The following is a 19,204-nucleotide window of genomic DNA, read 5'->3' as shown; positions in this document are numbered from 1 at the left end:
TCGATGTGTCCGCGCGACCGGCCTGGAGGAAAGTTGTGGAACTGAAGACGGTGGTGGGGCGCACCGTGCGGGCGGTGAACGGCGGGGTCGCCGCCCTCCTCGACGTGCCGCTGCTCGGGCGGTTGCTCGGCAAGGGATTCGTGGTGGTCACGTATGTGGGGCGGCGGTCAGGGCGGACGTTCAGCACGCCGGTCAACTACTGGCGCAAGGGAGACGAACTCGTCATCGGAGTCGCCTTGCCCGACAAGAAGACTTGGTGGCGGAACTTTCTGGACGAGGGCGGCCCCATCACGCTGCATCTGAACGGCGCGCAGCGGCACGGACACGCGGTAGCGCAGCGCGACGAACGCGGCCGTGTCTTCGTGAAGGTGCGTCTCGACGGCGCGAGCTGATCTCTGCCTCTCCGGCGCGCATATCGGTGGTGCGCCGGCGAGCCGAGGTGGCCCGAGACGCACCAGCGGCATCAGACGCTTGCGGACGGCTTCAGCTGGGCGACGATCGCGGCTCCCATCCAGCGGCGTAGATACCGCCGCAGATCATCCTCGCCGCGGGGTGGGTTGCCCGGGGAAATGAAGAACGACTGCATCGTTCGCAGGACGTATTCGACGAGTTCGTGCAGCGACTCGTCGTCGTACCCGTATCGCTCCCAGTCGACGTCGAAGCGTTTGATCATCGTCATTCCGAAGGCTTGCGCCTCCTCGGAGGTGAGGCTCTCGGGGTGGACGTTGGAGTAGGTGCTCGACAGCAGGATGCCGAGATGGGGTGTCCGGCGCACCTCGGCCAGGGTGTACACGACCCCCTCGGTCATCGCTTCCACCGCGTCCTCGATGCCGCTGACGTGCCGTGCCAGCCGATCGAGGAAACCGTCGACCGAAGCCATGGCCGCGGCCGTCATCAGCGCATCGGCACTGGGGAAGTATCGATAGACCGTCTGACGGATGACGCCCAGCGACTCCGCGACGTCGGCGATGCTGATCTCCGAACCCGTCCGGCCGATCAGCTCGACGGCGGCGGCGACTATGCGACGAGACGCTTCCTCGTCGTCTTTCGGCGGACTCCCGCCCCACCCGCGCCTTCCTGCCACTGCCCGCTTCCTCGACTCGAAGCCTGTCGCCGGCGAACCCCCTGATGGTGGGCCCGCCGACCATCAGGATCAAGGGCTCGACGGTATCACAGGGCGGGCCAGTCCCCCGTTCCACGGATCGGGCGTCGATTCTGATCATACACATACATCGTTCTGTGTATGATCACGTCCAACGCGGCTCGGCGGCATCCGGGCGATGCCGCCGGACCGGTTCGATTCCGAAAGACGAGGTACTGCCCAGTGACCGAGCTTCAAGTCCGGAAGATGCGCTTCGCATTCGCCGACTACGACGTGCCGTTCTTGTGGAACGAGGAGAATCCGGCCTTCTCGTCCATGGCCAATGCGGTGTCCTTCCTGGCGATCGGCTTCGAGAAGATGATCGTCAACATGATTCGCGAGGCCATGCCCCTGATCACGGATCCGGCGGTCGCGGAGGAAGCCGACGCGTTCGTGCGGCAGGAGGGGCAGCACTCCACCGCTCATCGTCAACATGCCAACGGCCTGATCCGGCGATACCCCGGGCTTCAGGAGACGCTCAACGAGGTGATCGCGGAATTCGACCGCCTCACGGTGCAAACTCCGGTCGAATACCGGCTGGCCTACACCGCCGATCTGGAGGCGACCTTCACGCCGGTGTTCAAGCTGATGCTCGACAACGACTCGACCCTGTTCCGGCCGGGAGACGACCGGGTCGCTTCGCTGTTCATCTGGCACTTCGTCGAAGAGGTCGAGCATCGCAGTTCGGCGCTGATCATCTTCGACTCCGTCGTCGGCAGCGACGTTTACCGAATGCGCATGGCTCCGTCCATCTTCCGGCACGTGCTGAAAGTGATCAGGGTGGCCTGCGCGGGCTTCAACGAGCACGTCCCGCTGGAGGAACGGAAGGTCGACGCGTTGTCGATGTTCGCCTCCTACCGGCGCAAGCAGAAGCTACGCACGTGGTTGCCGTTCCTGCATGCGCAGGACCACGGCCCGATGCCGCGCGCGTTCGATCATCTCCCCCTTCGTGAGCAGCTCGTCGCATTGGCAGGCGTCATCCGCAGTCAGTTGCCGAAGCACAACCCGGACCACGAGAAACTGCCCGCACTCGCCGACGTGTGGTTCCAGCGCTACGAGGCCGGATACGACGTCTCGCACTGGTACACCGCCGACCCGGTCGCACCCTAGGAGCCGGACCGATGGCAGATCATTGCGCCCCGACTTTCGATCGGCTCGCGACAGCGCTCGGCTTCTCGTGTGAGGAGGCAGGCGGCCTCGTCGAGGTGCGGAACCCCTTCGCATTGGAGAACTGGACGCTGCCCGTCCTCGAAGTCACGATCGTCCTCGGCGCGGTACTCGCGCTGGTCTACGCGACCGTGCGGTTGCGCCGCCATGGAGATCCCACCAACCTGGTGCTCTGGTTCGGCGCGACCGCGTACCTGTTCATCATCGAACCACCGCTGTACTTTCCCGCGGCCTTCGGCATCGACGCGCACGTCGACACGATGTTCGCGCACAATTTGTTCACCGTGGAATTCCTCTGGGGCCGATTACCGCTCTACATCATCGCGATCTACCCGTTCATGGCGACCCTGGCCTTCGAAACGGTCAAGATACTCGGAGTCTTCCGGCGGTACGGCGTTGTCGTCGGCGCCGCTTGCGTGGGCTTCGTCCACCATGCCTTCTACGAGATCTTCGACCACCTCGGCCCGCAGTTGCGCTGGTGGGAATGGTCGATCGACAATCCGATGAATCAGCCGATGTTCGATTCGGTACCGCTTCCGAGCGTGGTCGTCTTCGCCGCCCTGTGGCCGATGTCGCTCGCGTTCTGTGTCCAATGGTTCGTCGGCCGTCACGTCGACCAGGGGCAAACCTTCCCCGGAACGCAATTGGTCTGGCGCACGGTCGTCATCGGCGTGCTCGCCTCGCTGGGCACAGCCGTGTTGCCCATCCCCGCAACGGTGTTCGGCATGGGTAGTACCACCGTGCGCGGCGTCCTCTACGCCGCCGAACTGGTCGTCGTCAGCATTGTCGCCGTCCTGGTCCTCACCCGCCAATGGCTTCGGCTGCGGCGGGGCGCCTCGGACACCGCGCCCTATACGAACGACTTCGTCCGCGTTTACAGCGTGGTGTATCTGGGCGTGATGGCTCTTCTCTGGGTGACCGCGTTGCCCGATTTCTTCGGCGCTGTCGACGGCACGACGAGCGAGGGAGACCCCATCGGAAATCTCTGGTACACGCTCGCCTGCTTCGTTATCGCTGTCTTGTGCGTGATCGCCGTATTCACGGTGCCGCGGAGAAAGACAGCGGAAAACGCTGTTGCTCCCGCTCCGGAAACAGCCGCGAGCCCCACGGCGTAGCGGGTCGGCGGTTGGTCGAAGCTGCCGGTGACGAGGGGCGCGGCCGCCGTGGTGCGCGATCGAGCGAATCGAAGTGTGACGCCCGGCTCGGTCGGGATTTTCCGAGCCGTCGCACGGGTTGTACCTGGAGCCGATATGAGGAGGTCATGTGGCACAGGAGTACAACCGGAATCCCGCGGCGGTCGCCGCCCTGTCCCCTGAGCAGTACCACGTCACTCAGGAGAACGGAACCGAGCGGGCGTTCACGGGCGAGTACTGGGACAACCACGAGCCGGGCATCTACGTGGACGTGGTGTCCGGTGAGCCGTTGTTCGCCTCGGTGGACAAGTTCGACAGTGGCACGGGATGGCCGAGTTTCACCAAGCCGATCGATACCGCGAACGTGGTCGAGAAGCGGGACTTCGGTCACCTGATGATCCGCACCGAGGTGCGTTCGGCGCATGGTGACAGCCATCTCGGGCATGTGTTCACCGACGGCCCCCGCGAGGCGGGCGGCCTGCGGTACTGCATCAATTCGAAAGCACTGCGGTTCATTCACCTCGACGACCTCGAGGCGGAAGGATACGGGCAGTACAGGACTCTCTTCGCGAAGGAGGAGGCGTGAGCGACACGCGTAAGGCCGTTCTGGCCGGTGGATGCTTCTGGGGCATGCAGGACTTGATCCGCAAGCAGCCAGGGGTGGTGTCGACACGCGTCGGATACACCGGCGGCCGCAACGACCACCCCACGTATCGGAACCACCCGGGGCATGCGGAGGCCGTGGAGATCGTCTATGACCCGGCGCGGACCGACTACCGGGCACTGCTGGAATTCTTCTTCCAGATCCACGATCCGACGACGAAGGACCGCCAGGGCAACGACATCGGGACCAGCTACCGTTCGGCGATCTTCTATCTCGATGACGACCAGAAGCGCGTCGCCCTCGACACCATCGCCGACGTGGATGCCTCGGGCCTGTGGCCGGGCACGGTGGTCACCGAGGTGACCCCGGCGAGCGAGTTCTGGGAGGCCGAACCGGAGCATCAGGACTACCTGCTGCGCTACCCCGACGGCTACACCTGCCACTTCCCCCGCCCGGGGTGGAAGCTGCCGAAGCGGCAGACCACCGCGCAGTAGGACCCGGCGAACTCGGCGGGGTGCGCGCCCGCCACCCCGCCACCCCGCCGAGCGGTCGGAGCGCACAGCAAGCGGCTGCGCCACCATCCCAGGTGGCGCAGCCGTCGTGTTCCAGGGACCCTCGCTCGGGACCGGTTCCTCCGCGAGGTCCGATGAGTTTCCGGCGCGGGAGACGTCGACAGTGGTATGACGACCCACTTGCTCGAGACGCCCGGCGTCGACATCGCCTACGACGTCCACGGCCCGCTGCCCACCGTCGCGGGACGCCCACCGCTGCTCATGATCGGCCAGCCGATGGACGCCGGCGGTTTCCGGGCGCTGGCCGCGCACTTCCCCGATCGCACAGTGGTCACCTACGACCCCCGCGGACTCGGTCGCAGTACTCGCAAAGACGGCGCCGTCGACCATACGCCCGAGGTACAGGCCCAGGACGTGCACGCCCTGATCGAGGCGCTCGGCGCAGGACCGGTGGAGATGTTCGCCAGCAGCGGCGGCGCGGTCACCGCGCTCGCGCTCGTGGTCGCCTACCCCGGCGACGTGCTCACGCTGGTCGCCCACGAGCCGCCGCTCATCCCGGTGCTGCCCGACGCCGGGGCAGCCGAGCGCGCCCGTGCCGGCGTACGCGACGCTTACGAGGCCAAGGGTTTCGGCGCGGGCATGGCAGCCTTCCTCGCGATGACGTCGTGGCAAGGCGAATTCACCGACGACTACTTCGCCCAGCCCGCCGCGGACCCCGCGCTGTTCGGGATGCCGTCGGAGGACGACGGTTCCCGGGACGACCCGCTGCTGTCCGACCGGTCCTGGGCGGTCAGCAGCTACCGGCCCGATGTGGCCGCGCTGGCCGCGGCGCCGACTCGTGTCGTGCTCGCCGTGGGTGCGGAGTCCGCGGGCACGTTCACCGGACGTACGGCTGTCGCGACCGCCGAACTGCTCGGTCAGCGGGCGACCGTGTTCCCCAGCCACCACGGCGGCTTCCTCGACGGAGAGTTCGGGTACGCCGGACAGCCGGAAGCCTTCGCGCACAAGCTGCGCGAGGTACTCGACGGGAACATCTGACGCCAGCCCGTACCCGAGGGCGGCCACTACGGCGGCCCTCGGGTACGGGCTGGCTCGACGATGCCGTCCGGCCGCGCGACGGGCCGGAACCACCTGCGTTATAAGGCTTCTCGATCCGCTCGACGCCGACTTCGGCTCCCCGCAATGGGGAGTAGGCACGATCGGAGACCCTATATGATCGTCGGCGCCTGGATGTCCGGACATACATGCCAGTCGACCTGAGGTAGGCAGATGACGCACGGTGGCACAAAGGTTCTCGATGTGGTGGGTAGCCGCCGGATGGCGGTGGCGGCACTGGCCACCATCACCGGCTTCTACTATCTGTTCGTCGCGTTCACCAACTGCGTGGACACCGACACCAATCGCAACGGTGTGGCCGCCGTGCTGTCGATGAAGGCGACGATCCACCATCCGGGCACGGACTGGCGCGCGATCACCAACGGCAATGTCGCGCTCGTCGCCTACATCCTGGTGGTTATCTGGGAGTTCCTGATCGCTTTCGTGCTACTGGCCGCGGGAGGCGCGTGGGGCCGGGTGTTGACCGGACGGCCGCGCAGGCTGCGAGCCGGTCTCGATGTGGCCGTGAAACTGTCGAGCCTGGGCTGGACCATGGCGGTGCTGTTGTTCGCGGGCGGGTTCCTGACCGTCGGCGGCGAATGGTTCCGCATGTGGGCCAACGACGACGTGAACGCGTCGTCCGCCGCGTTGCAGAACTTCCTCATCGCGGGCGTGGGCCTTATTCTCGTTCACCTGCCGGACACGCAGCCCGATCCCGCCGCCGAAAGTGTCGCGCCGACAACGGAATCGAAGTAGGCGCAAGGCGATTTCCGCGCTGATCGGCGACGCGAGCATCAGCGACCGTTGCGATCGAGTTCGTTCAGCTGCTTCTGGAGACGTTCGAGGGCGGCGCGGATTTCGTCGATCTGCGCGTTGAGTTCGGCGATCTTCGCCTGATCCTGCGGAGTGGCTTCCGTCGGCGGTTGCGCCGGCTGCGGCCCGGTGGGCTGCGGCCCGGTCGGCTGTTGACTCGGTGGCAGTGGAACGCCGGGGCCACCGCCGGGCGGCGTGGCGAGTCTGCCGGTCCCCGGGCCGAACACCTGGTCGAGCGCCTCGGCGAGGGTCGGCGCGTAGCCCACGAGGACACCGCCGGTACCGGGTTCGCGGTAACTCACCAGCACCCGCGCCAGCTGCGGGAACGTCGAGGCGTTCGGTGTCGTCGAGATCCGCTCGGTGAACAGCGGCTCCACGTAGAGCACGCCGCCGTCGGCGATCGGCAGGGTGAGCAGGTTGCCGTACTGAATCCGGTTCGACCGCTCGAGCAGGGTCCGCTCGGATGCCACTCTGGTGTCGGAGATCATCGAGTTCTGGATCTGTTGCGGCCCCTGGGTGAGCGTGTCGGTGGGCAGCTGCAAGACGCTGAGCTTGCCGTAGTCCTCGGGGTCGGAATGGGCGGATATGTAGGCGGAGAGGAATTCCCTGTTGTACCCGACCATCGCACTGGACAACCGGAACGACGGCTCGGCGGTGTCCTGGCCGCCGAGCAGGACGTAGAACGGGGGCTGGTGGGGGTTGGTCTCCACCGTGGGATCGCTGGGCACCGACCAGAAAGCATTGGTGGTGAAGAATTCTCGCGGTTCGTCCACGTGGTATTTGGCGAGCATCTCGCGCTGGATCGTGAACAGGTCCTCCGGGTAGCGGAAGTGGGCGCGCAGTTCCGGAGAGATCGACTCCTCGGGTTCGACCGTGCCGGGGAAGACCTTCATCCACGCCGCAAGTACCGGGTCCTGCCGGTCGACTCGATAGAGGGTCACCGTACCGTCGTACGCGTCGACCGTGGCTTTGACGGAATTCCGCACATAGGACACCTCGTGCGGGGAACCGCGGTCGGTATCGTCGCCCGGCTCGAGCGCCTCGAGCGAGCTGTGCTTGGCGTAGGGGTAGCCGTCGACGGCGGTGTAGGCGTCGACGATCCAGACGATCCGTCCGTCCACCACCGCCGGGTAGGGGTTGTTGTCGGTGGTCAACCACGGCGCGACCAGTTCGACGCGATGACGCGGATCGCGATTGAAGATGATCTTCGACTCCGGACCGATCGCCTTGGAGAAGATGATGTTGCGTTCGGTGTAGGTCACGGCGAAGGCGAGCCGGTCGAGCCAGTTCCCGATCGATACGCCCCCTGCGCCGGTGTAGGTGTACTTGGTGGAATCGGTGTCGTACTCGCGGGGCTCGGTGCCGCCGCCGACGATGGCATAGTCCGGGTCGGCGCCCGCGATCACTTCTCCGAAGTAGACACGCGGCTGGTCCACCCGGATCACTTGGTTCCCGGATGCTTGCGAGGCGATGTCGCTGACCGCGTAGATGGGGTATCCGCTGTTGCTGCTGGCGGCATCCCCGGCGGCCTCGCGGACGGCCGCGTTGACGCGGTTGGCGGGCGCGGCGACGAACCCGTTCCCGTGGGTGTAGACGGTGTGCCGGTTGACCCAGTGGCGCTGGTTACCGCTCAGCGCGCTCGGGGTCAGCTCGCGCGCCGCGACCACGTAGTCGCGCAGTTCCCCACCGACGCGGTACCGATCCAGGTCCAGATGCGGCGGGAAGCTGTAGAAGTTCTTCAGCTGTTGCTGCTGGGTGAACGTTCGGGACAGTACGTTCGGATCCAGTAGACGCATATTCGCGATCGTCGTGGCGTCCGCCGGTACCTCGGTCGGCGGCTTGGTACCGACTCCGGAATAGGGCTGGTAATCGACCCGGTCGCTGCCTATCGCGTACGCCTGCCGAGTAGCCGCGATGTTGCGTTCGATATAGGCGCGCTCCATGTCGGCGGCGTTCGGGCGGACCGAGAACTGCTCGACGGCCAATGGCCAGACGGCTCCCACCAGGATCGATGACAGCAGCAGAAGCGCGGCGGCCATCGCGGGAATGCGCAGATCGCGCACGACGACGGCGGCGAATACCGCCGCGGCGCAGATGACCGCGATCGCGAAGAGGATCAAGCGGGCGGGCAGCACGGCGTTGATGTCGGTGTAGCCGGGGCCCGCGAAAGTGGGCTCCTTGCTGCGGCTCGCGAGCAACGAGTACCGGTCGAGCCAGTAGGCGGCGGCCTTCAACACGATGAACGTGCCCGCCAGCACCGCGAGCTGCACACGGGCCGCATGCGTCAGGCCACCTGCCTTCCTGGACAGACGCAGCCCGCCGAACAGATAGTGCGTCGCGAGGCAGGCGAGGAACGCGAGTACGACGGCCGCGAACAGCCAGTTGACGACGAGTCGGTAGAACGGCAGATCGAAGACGTAGAACCCGACGTCGTGCCCGAACTGGGGGTCGGACACACCGAAGGACCCGCCGTGGAGGAACAGCTGGACTCTCATCCAGCTCGATTGCGCGATCAAACCGCAGATGAGGCCGAGTGTGACGGCGATGCCCGCCCCGAATCGCCGCGGCCGCCGCAACACCACTGCCCGATACGGCCGGAGGCTGTCTTCCTCCCCGGCACGGGGGACGAACGGCGGACGGAACGCGAAGGCGAGCCATATCGCCGCCAACACGGCACCGCCGATGAGCAGGCCGACTACCAGGAACAGCGACAGGCGCGTGAGCAGCGCGGTGAGCCAGACACCGCGGAATCCGACCTCACCGAACCACAGCCAGCTGACATAGGCCCTGATCAGGCGGGGAACGATCAGCATCGACACGACGAACACCGTGGCGGCGATCACCAGCACCCGAGTGCTGCGATGCAACCGCCGCAGGCTGGGGCCGTCGCGTACGCTCATTTCCCACTCCCGTGGCTGTCGCCCGGCCGAATAAGGGTACGGCCGACGCGAAACCGCTGATCCCGATTCTACCGGGGTGGGCGCGACCGCTCGGCTCCGTTTCCGACGCGTTCGATCAGCTCCCACAGGTAGGTCAGGTGGTCGGCCATGTCCACGGCCGGGTCGTACAACCACTGCGTCTGCAGGCCGTCGAGCAGGGCCATGGCGATGACGGCGAAGCGGTCCGGGTCGAGATCAGCGGGCAGGCGACCGGATTCGCGGAGGTCGGCGACGGCGCGGGTGAGGGCGGTCCGGACGGTGCGGTAGCGGTCGCGGAAGTAGTCGTGGGCGGGGTGCTCGGGACGGGTGGCTTCGGCGGAGAAGCGAGCGTAGAGCTCGACCAGGCCGGGTACCTCCGCGTTGTGCCGGATCAGGCGGATCAGCGCTGTGGGCAGGTCGGGCGGCACGGCCGGGGCGGTGAAGGTATCGCGGTCGGCCTCGTCGCGCCGCGCGAGGATGGCGGCGAAAAGCTCCTCCTTGCTGCCGAAGTAGTGCAGCAGGCCGGTCTGGCTCAGGCCGACGGCCTCGGCGAGTTCGCGCACGGTAGTCCGGCTGTATCCGACACGCGCCACGATCTCGAGCGCCGCCTCGAGGATTTCCTCTCGTTTGGCGATCCCTTTCGAATACGCGCCGCGCCGAACCACGTCGCGACTGTACTCGGATCGCCCCACCACGAAAACCGAATGGCATACTGTTTTCGGTATCGGTTTCGACCCGAGGAGCTGCGATGACGAGCGACCCCGACCTCACCGACCTGTCGCCGGAAGACCGCGCGGCGCTCGGCAGCGGCGCCGACTTCTGGACCACGAAGGCGATCGGTCCGGTCGCCTCGGTCACCCTGACCGACGGCCCGCACGGTGTGCGCAGGCAGCCCGGCGCGACCGATCACCTCGGGCTGGCCGCGAGCCTGCCCGCCACCTGCTTCCCGCCCGCGGTCGGCCTCGCGCAGAGCTGGGACGCCGAGCTGGTGCGGCGGGTGGGTGAAGCGCTCGGCCGGGAGGCCCGCGCGCTGGGCGTCGATGTGCTGCTGGGGCCGGGCGTCAATATCAAGCGGGATCCGCGCGGCGGGCGCAATTTCGAGTACTACTCGGAGGATCCGCTGCTCACCGGCCTGCTCGGCGCGGCATGGGTGACCGGTCTGCAGAGCACCGGAGTGGGCGCCTCGCTGAAGCATTTCGCCGCCAACAACGCCGAGCACGATCGGATGCGTATGAGTTCCGACATCGACCCGCGCCCGCTGCGCGAGATCTACCTGCGCGCGTTCGCCCACATCGTGCGTACCGCGCGGCCGTGGACGGTGATGTGCTCCTACAACCGGATCAACGGTGTGCATGCCGCGCAGAATCGCTGGCTGCTCACCGACGTGCTGCGTGGCGAATGGGGATTCGACGGCGCGGTGGTCTCCGACTGGGGCGCGGTGGCCGACCGGACCGCCTCCGTGACGGCCGGGCTGGATCTGGAGATGCCCGGCGGCAGCGGCGTCTCCGACACACAGGTGGTGGCGGCCATGGCCGAGGGCGCCCTCGACCCGGCGGACGTCGACCGCGCCGCGCGGAACGTGGCGAGGCTGGCGGCGAGGGTGGTGGCCGGACGGGAGCTCGGCGACGCGCCGGACAACGCCGACGAGCACCATCGGCTGGCCCGCGAGATCGCCGCGCGCTGCGTCGTGCTGCTGCGCAACGACCGTGACCTCCTGCCGCTCACTCCGGGGCGCTCGCTGGCGGTGATCGGCGAATTCGCGGTGGAACCGCGATACCAGGGCGGCGGCAGCTCGCACGTCACCCCGACCCGGCTCGATGTGCCACTCGACGAGATCCGCGCGCTGTCCGGCGACGGAACCGTTTCCTACAGCCGGGGATTCACCACGAGCGACACCGAGGCGGACAACGCCGCGCTGCGCGCCGCAGCCGTCGCCGCCGCCGAGAAGGCGGATGTGGCCGTGCTCTTCCTGGGCCTGGCCGCCACCCAGGAATCCGAGGGGTTCGACCGGGAACATCTCGAACTGCCCGCCGATCAGCTCAACCTGCTGGACGCGGTGGTGCGGGCCCAACCGGACACCGTGGTGGTGCTCGCGCACGGCGGAGTGGTCCGGCTGGCCCCGGTGGCCGCGCCGGCGCCTGCGATCCTGGACGGCGGTCTGCTCGGCCAGGCAGGCGGCGGCGCACTCGCCGACGTGCTGTTCGGTGTGGTGAACCCGTCGGGTCGACTCGCGGAAACAGTGCCGGTACGGCTGCAGGACACCCCGGCCTACCTGAACTTCCCCGGTGAGAACTCGCACGTGCGTTACGGCGAGGGTCTCTACGTGGGCTACCGCTGGTACGACAGCCGGGACATGGACGTGACCTACCCCTTCGGGCACGGCCTGTCCTACACCACATTCGAGTACGCCGATTCGGCGCTCGCGGCGGACGCGGCGGGAATCACGGTGCGTGTCCTGGTCACCAATACTGGTTCCCGCGCGGGTCGTGAGGTGGTGCAGGTGTACACGGCGGTGCCCGGTTCCGCCGTCACGCGTCCGGCTCGGGAGCTGAAGGGCGTCGCGGTCACCGCCGAGCTGGAACCCGGTGCGAGCGAGGAGGTCTCGATCCTCCTTGCCCGGGACGACCTGGCCTACTGGGAGACCCGCGTCGACCGCTGGGTCGTGGAGGGCGGTAGCTACCAGGTCTGGGCGGGCGCTTCGAGCCGGGATCTGCGCGTCACCGGGCAGATCGACCTCGCCGGAGACGAACTACGGATCCCGATCACGGCGGAGTCGACCCTCGGTGAGGCACTGGCCGATCCGACGGCCGCGGCCGCGCTGGCGGAAGCGTTCGGCAGCATGTCCGAAAGCATGGGCGACGCAACGGCACTCGGCGTGGACATGATGCGGATGATCGCAGCCATCCCGCTCAACCGCCTCACCGGTTTCGGCGTCGACCCCGGAAAGCTGGACGCGCTCCTGGCCGCCGCCGACGACTGAGGACCGGTCCGCCCTTATCCGGCGACGGCCGGAGCACCGGCGACGGGTGCGCTCTCGGTGGGCGCTGTGGCGCGGTGCAGTCCGCGGCGGTCGTAGGCGAGCGTGGCCGTCGCGCCGAGGAGCAGGCCGATTCCGAGGCCGAGCAACGTCATCCACAGCCCCTGGCCGAAACCGGCTACGGCGCGGGCGTCGAAGAACAGGATCGCGCGCACGGCCAGGTAGATCTGGTGCATCGGTTCGAAAGCCGCCAGGTGCGCGATATAGGCGGGCGTCGCTTCCAGCGGCACCGTGGCGGCCGAGGACGGCAGGCCGAGTACCACGAACAGGATCAGGTTGACCAGCAGTCCGGCGGTGCCGAAGGCGGCCAGGACGGCCAGCGCGGTCACGCCGACGGCGACGATGGCCAGCGTCCCGTAGAGCCACAGCAGCAGCGGGCTGCCCAGCGGAACGCCCAGTGCCGCTGCGACGGCGAGGAATATCCCGGACAGAATCGGGGCCGCGGTGACGATCACCGCCCACTTCAGGAGCAGGGTGCGGAAGCGGGAGATCCCGGTGGCGGGCGGGTGGACGAACCACGGGCCGTACTCGGTAGGCGTGAAACCGAGGACCGAATCGACGAGCGTGTGGATGATCATGGCGCCGGTGAAGCCGGCCAGCAACAGGATCAAGGTGTAGAAGAACGCGACGAGCCCTTGCCCGGCGCCGTCGTCCATGGGGCGATACGGCGCGGTGACGATCTGCACCGGGTCGGCGAGCATCAGACGGGCAGCGCCACTGAGCTCGGCCGGCGCGCCCGGCCCCGCGGCGAGGGCGGAGTTCACCTGGTCGGTCAAATTCTTGCCGACGGTCACGTCCACCTGGTTCAGGGCGCGGTCCGCGATGCGCTGCATGATCCCGGTGGTGTACGGACCGATCCGGGGGTTGGTGTGGACGGTGATCACCGGCCGCTCGATCTGCCCGGGGACCACGGCGGACGCGCCGAGGATCGCCAGCCGCTTGGTGAAGTCGGACGGAATGACGATGGCGCCGTAGACCTCGCCGTGCTGCAACTGCTTGCGCGCCTCGGCGATACCGACGACGCGCAGATCGATCTTCTCCTCCGGGATACCGGCGACCAGCGCGTCGGCGACCTGGGCGCCGATGTTTGCCGGCTTGCCGTCGAGCGTGTCACCGACGTCTTGGTTCACCAAGGCCACCGGGAAGTCGTGCAGATTCTTCTCGGTATTGCCGGCGTAGCCGAGATACATGGTGGCGAGCAGTGCCGCGAAGACCATGAGCACTGCGATCGGGGCGGTGAAGGTCCGGACCGTCATGCCAGCAAATGTAGTCACTGCCTACAAAGTAGGCAATGCCTACATTTTGTTATCCTGCAAACACCATGCCGATCACCCGAAGCCGGTCCTATCACCACGGCGACCTGCGCGCCGAGTTGCTGCAGCGGGCCGAGGCGACACTGCGCGAGTCCGGCGTCGACGGCCTGTCGCTGCGCCGGCTGGCGCGAGACGTCGGAGTCAGCCACGCCGCCCCCACCCGTCACTTCAAGGACAAGCAGGCGTTGCTGGACGCCATCGCGGTATCCGGGTTCGAGCGCCTCGCGGCCGCCCTGGAGCAGACCGCGGCAGCGGGCTCCATCGACGGGCACATCCGGGGCCTGGCCCGTACCTATCTTCGCTTCGCGACCGAGAACCCGGCGCTCGTCGCGCTGATGTTCGCGCGCAGGCACAGCCCGGCGGCGGGCGACGCGATGTCCCAGGCGGTGGACGCCGCGTTCGCGACCCCCGTCGCGCTCATCGCCGAAGCCCAGCGACTCGGCGAGGTGATCGAGGGCGACCCGCGCCGCATCGCGCTCTCCGCGGTCGCGACGCTGCAGGGCCTGGCCACCTTCGTCGGGTCCGGCGTGATCGCCGCGGAGACCGCCGAGGAACTTTTGGACGAGACCATCACGCACATGATCGACGGCCTGCGCCCGAGATGATTCCGTCGCGATAGGTCGCGGCGACGAGGCGGGGCGACCCGGTTCCCGGCCGTATGGGTCCAGCAGGTCGAGATAGCGGGGCCGACTTCGTCCTGCCGGGTGCACGCGGAAGGCCCGGAGTTCTGCGAGGGTGATCAGGAGCGGATGGAGTACGCCGGACAACGGCTCGAGTCGGCGGCGCCGATCGGCAGGCGAAGGTTCCTCCGGCGCCGACGAAGGTGATCCCCGGCTGTGCACCGAGGAGGAGACTTGGACGAGGAAAAGGACGTTCTCGCGCGGATCAACCGGCTCGCCGACGAGGAGCACGCCTTCGAGCGGTCCCTGGTGGGACGCGATGTGACCAACGAAGACCTGCGAGAGTTACACCGGATCGAGAACGAACTCGACCGGCAGTGGGACCTGCTCCGTCGCCTGCGGGCGCGCCGCCGAGCCAGGATGGGCATCGACTACGACGAGATTCCGGTACGTCGCGCCGCCCGGCTGCCCAGAGACAGGCGGTGATTCGCGGCTCAGCAGTGGGCGAGCATCGTAGTCTCGCTGTCCGTACACAGATCCCAGACGCAGGCCGACGTCCGCATCAGTACGCGATGAACAGGATCTCGTCGCGTGAGTACTCGTGTCCGGGATGGTTCTCGGCCAGATGAGCCTGTGTCTTCTCCACGAGATCGTCCTCGTCGGTTCCGACGATCGATTCTCCGCAGGGGCAGTTCAGTCTCCGCTTCATCAGCGTCCTTCCTACTCGAACCGACAGTCTAGGCCCAGCGACGGGATCGAGCAGGCGCGGACCGGATCTCGTCCGCGCCCTCCGTGGGTCAGCCGCGTGACCATTCGTGGCCCCAGTAGCTGTCGGCGGTGATCTCCTCGGCGCTGTAGGTGGACTCGTCGACCAACGCGCCCTCGGTGCCGTATTCGAGATCCCAGCCGCCGGGAGTGCGGACGTAGAAGGAGATCATCTTGTCGTTGGTGTGCCTGCCCAGGGTCGAGGACAGCGGGTAGCCCGCGCGCATGACGCGGTCGAGCGCCCGGCCGACGGCGTCGAGCTGGTCGACCTCGACCATGATGTGCACCAGGCCCGGGCCGCCGGCGCGGGTGCCGGGGATCAGGGCGAGGCTGTGGTGGCGCTGGTTTACCCCCAGGAATCGAACGCGCACCGGGCCGACGCCGGGCGGGGTCGGCACCCGGAACGAGCCACGGGGCAGGAATCCGAGAACCTCGCAGTAGAAACGGTTCGCCTCCTCCAGGTCCGGCACCGGCAGCACTACGTGGCCGAGCCCCAGTCCCTCGGTGACGAACCTGTGCCCGTGCGCGGTGACAACTGGGCTGTGATCGAGCACCGGGCCGTGGAAGACCTCCACGGTGAACCCGGCGGGGTCGGTGAAGGTGAAGGCTTCTTCCACGCGCAGTGCGTCGACCTGCTCCTGGCCGAGCGGTGTGACCGTGACGCCCGCCTGTTCCAGCGTTTCCCGCAGCCGGGCGAGTGCGCGATAGTCGCGCACCTCCCAGCCGACGGCCAGCACTCGATCCTGCTCCGCGGGAACGAGTTCGAAGCGATAGGCGTGCTCGTCCATCCGCAGGTACACGCTGTCCGGATTCGGTCCGGTGGCCTGCGCGAAGCCCATCACGTCGAAGGCGAAGGCGCGCCAGGCGTCCACGTCGGCGATGGCGACTCGGACGTAACCGAGCGAGGCGATGTCAGCCATTGTTCGTCGTACTCCTCAGGAATAGGTGACTTGCACCGTGTCGGTGACCGGGACCGCCTGGCAGGCCAGCACGTAGCCCTCGGTCAGGTCGGCGTCGTCGAGAACTTCGTTGTGCCGCATCCGGACCTCCCCCGCGACCACCCGGCAGGTGCAGGCGCTGCACGCGCCCTCCCGGCAGGAGTAGGGCGCCGCGAGCCCGTTGGCCAGCAACACGTCGAGCAAGACCTGTTGGCGTGGCCAGGGCAGTACACGCGTCTCGCCGTCGAGTTCGACTTCCACCGCGGCGCTGTCGGCCGGGTCGCTCACCTGCGACGTATCGGCCTCGAACGGATTGCCGTGCAGCGACACGAATTTCTCGACGTGCACGCGCTTGCGGTCGGCGCCCAGCCCGGTGAGCGCGGCGCAGACGGCGTCCATGAACGGGCCCGGGCCACAGACGAACGCCTCGCGATCCGACCACGGCCCCGCCAGCGCCGCCAGCCGCGCGCGGGTCGGCAGCCCCTGCACGGTCTCCAGCCAGTGCACCACGAGCAGGCGCCCAGGATGCCGGGCCGAGAGATCGGCGAGTTCGGCGGCGAAGATCACCGATCGCTCGTCGCGGTTGGCGTAGATCAGCGTGCAGTGCCCCGCCCCTGCCGCCAGCACCGATTTCAGGATCGACAGCACCGGGGTGATCCCACTGCCCGCCGCGAACAGCAGCAGGTCGTCGTCGAGCGACGTGGGGGTGAAGACGCCGGCGGGTGGCAGCGCGTCGACGGCCGTGCCTGCCACGGCGTTGTCGCACAGCCAATTCGATCCGTAGCCGCCGGGCGTCCGCTTGACGGTGATCTTCAGCGGCCCGCCCTCGTGCGGCGCACTGGACAACGAGTAGCAGCGGCTCACCGAGCCCGTCAGCTCGCTCGGTATCCGCAAGGTCAGGAACTGGCCGGGGCGATAGTCGATCGAATTCGACTGCTGCGCCGCCGGTTCCAGCTCGAGCGACATCGCATCGCCGGTTTCCCGGATCACCCGGGTCACGCGCAGGCTCAGGATTCCGGCGGGAATGGCGGCAGGCGCCGACGGTACGGCCGCTTCGACCCGATCCACTGTCGTGTCTCCTCTCCGGTCGTCCACGGTTGTCGTCGCGTGGTCCACGCTCACGGCACATCCCCGTCCCGCGTGCCGACCACGAGCAGTCCGCCCGCGACGGCGGCATCGATGCTGTCGCGCAGCGCCGCGCACGTCCGCCTCCGCGCGCTGTCCACTCCGGCGAACTCGGCGCACGCCGCCACCGCGGCACCGCTCCACTGCACGCTGGTGTGCTGCGGACTGAACTTCTCGACCAGCACACAGGTTTCGCAGGTGCGGCAGGTGATTCGTTCCATATACCGATCCCGCTCAGGCTTCGGCGGCGGCGCGCTCGGCGAGATTCTCGGCGACCTCCGCCTCCCACGCCGTGACCGCCCGGGTGGTGTCGACTTCGAATTCGAAGCGGTCGGTCATCTTCGGGTCGACATCGGCCACGTCGGTGTAGAACTGCTCGTACCAGCGGCGCAGCTGGTAGACGGGTCCGTCCTCCTCGCACAGCAGCGGGTTGTCGATGCGGGTCTTGCGCTGCCAGATCGCGGCGTCCTGTTCGAAGCCGCGTCCCAGACCGCCGGCGAACTTCGCCGCGATCTCCTCCGCCTGCTCGGAGGGCACGCCGTGCGGCTTCTTCACGATCGCGCCGTACTGCAGCACGAATTTCGTGGGCGAGACCGGATAGTGGCAGTTGATGAGGATGCCCTCGACCGTCAGGCCCGCGCTCTCGCTGCGCAAGTGGTCGATCATGTAGGAGGGGCCGTAATAGGAGGCGTCGGAGTGCAGGACGTTCTTGCCGCCCAACGCCTTCGCGGTCTCTCCCATCATGTCCTCGCGCGAGACCGACGTCATGTACTGGCTGGCGATGTGGCCTTCGAAGACGTTCTTGAAATAGGTGGGGAACCCGAAGTGCACGTAGAAGAAGTGCGCCATGTCCACCACGTTGTCGATGACCTCGCGGCAGTTGGCGCCGTCGATCGCCATGGTGTTCCAGGTCCAGTCGGTCCACTCGTCGCTGAACGCGCCCTCGATGCGCGGGATGGTGACCTGTTCCGGCGGCGGATTGCCTTCCGGGTCGTTCCACACGAACAGTTGCTTGTTCTGCTCCAACGTCGGCCATGAGCGGGTCCGCGCCCGGGGCGGCACGCGGCGGCCGTAGGGGATGCCGGTGCAGCGACCGTTGCCGCCCCAGCGCCAGTCGTGGAACGGGCAGGCGATCGAGTCCCCTTTGATCCGGCCGTCTCCGAGGTTGCCGCCCATATGCCTGCAGTAGGCGTCCAGTACGGAGAGCTCTCCGCCCGAGCCGGCGAAGACCACCAGTTCGGTGCCGAAGATCTCCACGGTGTGCGGTTTCCCGTCCCGGAAGTCCGCCGCGAGTCCCAGGCAGTGCCAGCCGCGCGCGTACCGGGCCGGCGGAGCGCCCGCGTCGATCACTCGAATCTCGGGGTCGGTAGTCATCGGTTCCTCCACAATTCGCGCACGTTTGTCGCCTCGATATTTCGTTTCCGAATGCCGGCGCGGAAATGTGAAGTCCCACTGGCCGGGAGACGCTCAGGCCTCATCGAGCCGTCCGAAAGCGGAGCGGTAGAACAGCAGCGGCGCGGCCTCCCGATGCTCCGACAGCGCCGTGACGCGGGCGATCACGATGGTGTGGTCACCACCGTCGACCTCCTGCTCCAGATCGCAGTCCAGCCACGCCATGGTTCCGGCCAGCCGCGGCGACCCGTTCGGCGAAGGCGCCCAGTCGACGCCCGCGAACTTGTCCGCGCCGCTGCGCGCCAACTGCCTGCAGATCTCCTGCTGGTCGTGGGCCAGGATATTGACGCAGAACCGGCCGACCGTGCGGATACGCGGCCACGACGTGGACGTGCGCGCGGGACAGAAGCACACCGCGGGCGGCTGCAGCGACAGCGCCGAGAACGACTGGCAGGTGAATCCGACCGGCCCGTCTTCCGAGCGCGCGGTGATCACCGTGACACCCGTGCAGAAGCGACCGAGCACGGCCTTGAAGTCGCGCACGTCCAGCGGCGATCCGTCCATCTCGAGCACCGGTTCCATCGGGCCTCCTATTGCGGTCAGGCATATACCTGATAGCTATGACAGCAGG

Annotated in this window: 20 protein-coding genes; 10 read left to right on the top strand and 10 right to left on the bottom strand. The window is 67.6% G+C overall.

Features of this window, described 5'->3' with window-relative positions:
• Positions 1–41 precede the first annotated feature (41 nt).
• Complete coding sequence (locus tag IU450_RS12745; RefSeq protein ID WP_195150049.1) at positions 42–392, top strand: nitroreductase/quinone reductase family protein; 351 nt, start codon at positions 42–44, stop codon at positions 390–392.
• A gap of 71 nt (positions 393–463) precedes the next feature.
• On the opposite strand, the gene IU450_RS12740 is transcribed toward IU450_RS12745, so the two are convergent.
• A complete protein-coding gene (locus tag IU450_RS12740) occupies positions 464–1,084 on the bottom strand; it encodes a TetR/AcrR family transcriptional regulator (protein WP_195149974.1) in 621 nt (206 codons plus the stop codon).
• Between the two features lie 240 nt (positions 1,085–1,324).
• Here IU450_RS12740 and IU450_RS12735 point away from each other — a divergent pair, with 240 nt between their 5' ends.
• The 6 genes from IU450_RS12735 (at position 1,325) to IU450_RS12710 (ending at position 6,408) form a co-directional block, all read left to right on the top strand.
• Positions 1,325–2,251, top strand: a complete 927-nt coding sequence (locus IU450_RS12735) for a metal-dependent hydrolase (protein ID WP_195149973.1) — start codon at positions 1,325–1,327, stop codon at positions 2,249–2,251.
• A gap of 11 nt (positions 2,252–2,262) precedes the next feature.
• Complete coding sequence (locus tag IU450_RS12730; protein ID WP_195149972.1) at positions 2,263–3,423, top strand: hypothetical protein; 1,161 nt, start codon at positions 2,263–2,265, stop codon at positions 3,421–3,423.
• Positions 3,424–3,571: 148 nt separating this feature from the next.
• Positions 3,572–4,027, top strand: a complete 456-nt coding sequence (msrB, locus tag IU450_RS12725; RefSeq protein WP_195149971.1) for a peptide-methionine (R)-S-oxide reductase MsrB — start codon at positions 3,572–3,574, stop codon at positions 4,025–4,027.
• Positions 4,024–4,539 carry a peptide-methionine (S)-S-oxide reductase MsrA gene (msrA, locus tag IU450_RS12720; RefSeq protein WP_195149970.1) on the top strand — a complete coding sequence of 172 codons (516 nt, stop codon included), beginning with the start codon at positions 4,024–4,026 and terminating at the stop codon, positions 4,537–4,539. The genes msrB and msrA overlap by 4 nt, the downstream gene beginning before the upstream one ends.
• A gap of 186 nt (positions 4,540–4,725) precedes the next feature.
• Positions 4,726–5,595: an alpha/beta fold hydrolase gene (locus tag IU450_RS12715; RefSeq protein WP_195149969.1), complete on the top strand. Its 870-nt coding sequence runs from the start codon at positions 4,726–4,728 to the stop codon at positions 5,593–5,595.
• Between the two features lie 231 nt (positions 5,596–5,826).
• Entirely contained in the window at positions 5,827–6,408 is a 582-nt protein-coding gene (locus IU450_RS12710) for a DUF2165 domain-containing protein (protein ID WP_195149968.1), read from the top strand.
• A 38-nt stretch (positions 6,409–6,446) separates the two neighbouring features.
• Here IU450_RS12710 and IU450_RS12705 read toward each other — a convergent pair whose 3' ends face one another.
• Together IU450_RS12705 and IU450_RS40895 are read right to left on the bottom strand one after the other, a co-directional pair.
• A complete protein-coding gene (locus IU450_RS12705; RefSeq protein WP_195149967.1) occupies positions 6,447–9,365 on the bottom strand; it encodes a UPF0182 family protein in 2,919 nt (972 codons plus the stop codon).
• Positions 9,366–9,433: 68 nt separating this feature from the next.
• A complete protein-coding gene (locus IU450_RS40895; RefSeq protein WP_195149966.1) occupies positions 9,434–10,048 on the bottom strand; it encodes a TetR/AcrR family transcriptional regulator in 615 nt (204 codons plus the stop codon).
• Between the two features lie 83 nt (positions 10,049–10,131).
• Here IU450_RS40895 and IU450_RS12695 point away from each other — a divergent pair, with 83 nt between their 5' ends.
• On the top strand, positions 10,132–12,363 hold the full coding sequence (locus IU450_RS12695) for a glycoside hydrolase family 3 C-terminal domain-containing protein (protein ID WP_195149965.1): 2,232 nt from the start codon (positions 10,132–10,134) through the stop codon (positions 12,361–12,363).
• Positions 12,364–12,377: 14 nt separating this feature from the next.
• Here the strand turns inward: IU450_RS12695 and IU450_RS12690 are convergent, their stop codons facing one another.
• Entirely contained in the window at positions 12,378–13,676 is a 1,299-nt protein-coding gene (locus IU450_RS12690) for a DUF3533 domain-containing protein (protein WP_195149964.1), read from the bottom strand.
• 65 nt (positions 13,677–13,741) lie between these two features.
• On the opposite strand from IU450_RS12690, the gene IU450_RS12685 reads away from it, so the two are divergent.
• Both IU450_RS12685 and IU450_RS12680 read left to right on the top strand, forming a co-directional pair.
• Entirely contained in the window at positions 13,742–14,338 is a 597-nt protein-coding gene (locus IU450_RS12685; RefSeq protein ID WP_195149963.1) for a TetR/AcrR family transcriptional regulator, read from the top strand.
• A gap of 249 nt (positions 14,339–14,587) precedes the next feature.
• Complete coding sequence (locus IU450_RS12680) at positions 14,588–14,839, top strand: DUF2630 family protein (RefSeq protein WP_195149962.1); 252 nt, start codon at positions 14,588–14,590, stop codon at positions 14,837–14,839.
• A gap of 76 nt (positions 14,840–14,915) precedes the next feature.
• Here the strand turns inward: IU450_RS12680 and IU450_RS12675 are convergent, their stop codons facing one another.
• The 6 genes from IU450_RS12675 to IU450_RS12650 form a co-directional block, all read right to left on the bottom strand.
• Entirely contained in the window at positions 14,916–15,062 is a 147-nt protein-coding gene (locus IU450_RS12675) for a DUF1059 domain-containing protein (RefSeq protein ID WP_195101874.1), read from the bottom strand.
• 88 nt (positions 15,063–15,150) lie between these two features.
• Positions 15,151–16,038, bottom strand: coding sequence for a VOC family protein (locus IU450_RS12670; RefSeq protein WP_195149961.1), 888 nt, complete (start codon positions 16,036–16,038; stop codon positions 15,151–15,153).
• 15 nt (positions 16,039–16,053) lie between these two features.
• Complete coding sequence (locus tag IU450_RS12665) at positions 16,054–17,124, bottom strand: 2Fe-2S iron-sulfur cluster-binding protein (RefSeq protein WP_416382860.1); 1,071 nt, start codon at positions 17,122–17,124, stop codon at positions 16,054–16,056.
• 50 nt (positions 17,125–17,174) lie between these two features.
• Positions 17,175–17,402 (bottom strand): hypothetical protein, encoded by a 228-nt coding sequence (locus IU450_RS12660; protein WP_195149960.1) that lies wholly within the window; start codon positions 17,400–17,402, stop codon positions 17,175–17,177.
• Between the two features lie 13 nt (positions 17,403–17,415).
• Positions 17,416–18,555: a Rieske 2Fe-2S domain-containing protein gene (locus tag IU450_RS12655; RefSeq protein ID WP_195149959.1), complete on the bottom strand. Its 1,140-nt coding sequence runs from the start codon at positions 18,553–18,555 to the stop codon at positions 17,416–17,418.
• A 93-nt stretch (positions 18,556–18,648) separates the two neighbouring features.
• Positions 18,649–19,155, bottom strand: a complete 507-nt coding sequence (locus IU450_RS12650; protein WP_228834447.1) for a flavin reductase family protein — start codon at positions 19,153–19,155, stop codon at positions 18,649–18,651.
• Positions 19,156–19,204 lie beyond the last annotated feature (49 nt).

The organism is Nocardia abscessus (assembly GCF_015477775.1).
Lineage (GTDB): Bacteria > Actinomycetota > Actinomycetes > Mycobacteriales > Mycobacteriaceae > Nocardia > Nocardia abscessus_A.
The sequence above is the reverse complement of the archived record's forward strand: the minus strand, read 5'-3'. Positions and strand labels throughout refer to the sequence as shown.

Coding starts and splice junctions, on each gene's coding strand:
- IU450_RS12695 (WP_195149965.1), top strand. CDS start 10,132: ATGACGAGCGACCCCGACCTCACCGACCTGTCGCCGGAAGACCGCGCG.
- IU450_RS12710 (WP_195149968.1), top strand. CDS start 5,827: ATGACGCACGGTGGCACAAAGGTTCTCGATGTGGTGGGTAGCCGCCGG.
- IU450_RS12670 (WP_195149961.1), bottom strand. CDS start 16,038: ATGGCTGACATCGCCTCGCTCGGTTACGTCCGAGTCGCCATCGCCGAC.
- IU450_RS12715 (WP_195149969.1), top strand. CDS start 4,726: ATGACGACCCACTTGCTCGAGACGCCCGGCGTCGACATCGCCTACGAC.
- IU450_RS12685 (WP_195149963.1), top strand. CDS start 13,742: ATGCCGATCACCCGAAGCCGGTCCTATCACCACGGCGACCTGCGCGCC.
- IU450_RS12705 (WP_195149967.1), bottom strand. CDS start 9,365: ATGAGCGTACGCGACGGCCCCAGCCTGCGGCGGTTGCATCGCAGCACT.
- IU450_RS12655 (WP_195149959.1), bottom strand. CDS start 18,555: ATGACTACCGACCCCGAGATTCGAGTGATCGACGCGGGCGCTCCGCCG.
- IU450_RS12660 (WP_195149960.1), bottom strand. CDS start 17,402: ATGGAACGAATCACCTGCCGCACCTGCGAAACCTGTGTGCTGGTCGAG.
- IU450_RS12675 (WP_195101874.1), bottom strand. CDS start 15,062: ATGAAGCGGAGACTGAACTGCCCCTGCGGAGAATCGATCGTCGGAACC.
- IU450_RS12730 (WP_195149972.1), top strand. CDS start 2,263: ATGGCAGATCATTGCGCCCCGACTTTCGATCGGCTCGCGACAGCGCTC.
- IU450_RS12690 (WP_195149964.1), bottom strand. CDS start 13,676: ATGACGGTCCGGACCTTCACCGCCCCGATCGCAGTGCTCATGGTCTTC.
- IU450_RS12650 (WP_228834447.1), bottom strand. CDS start 19,155: ATGGAACCGGTGCTCGAGATGGACGGATCGCCGCTGGACGTGCGCGAC.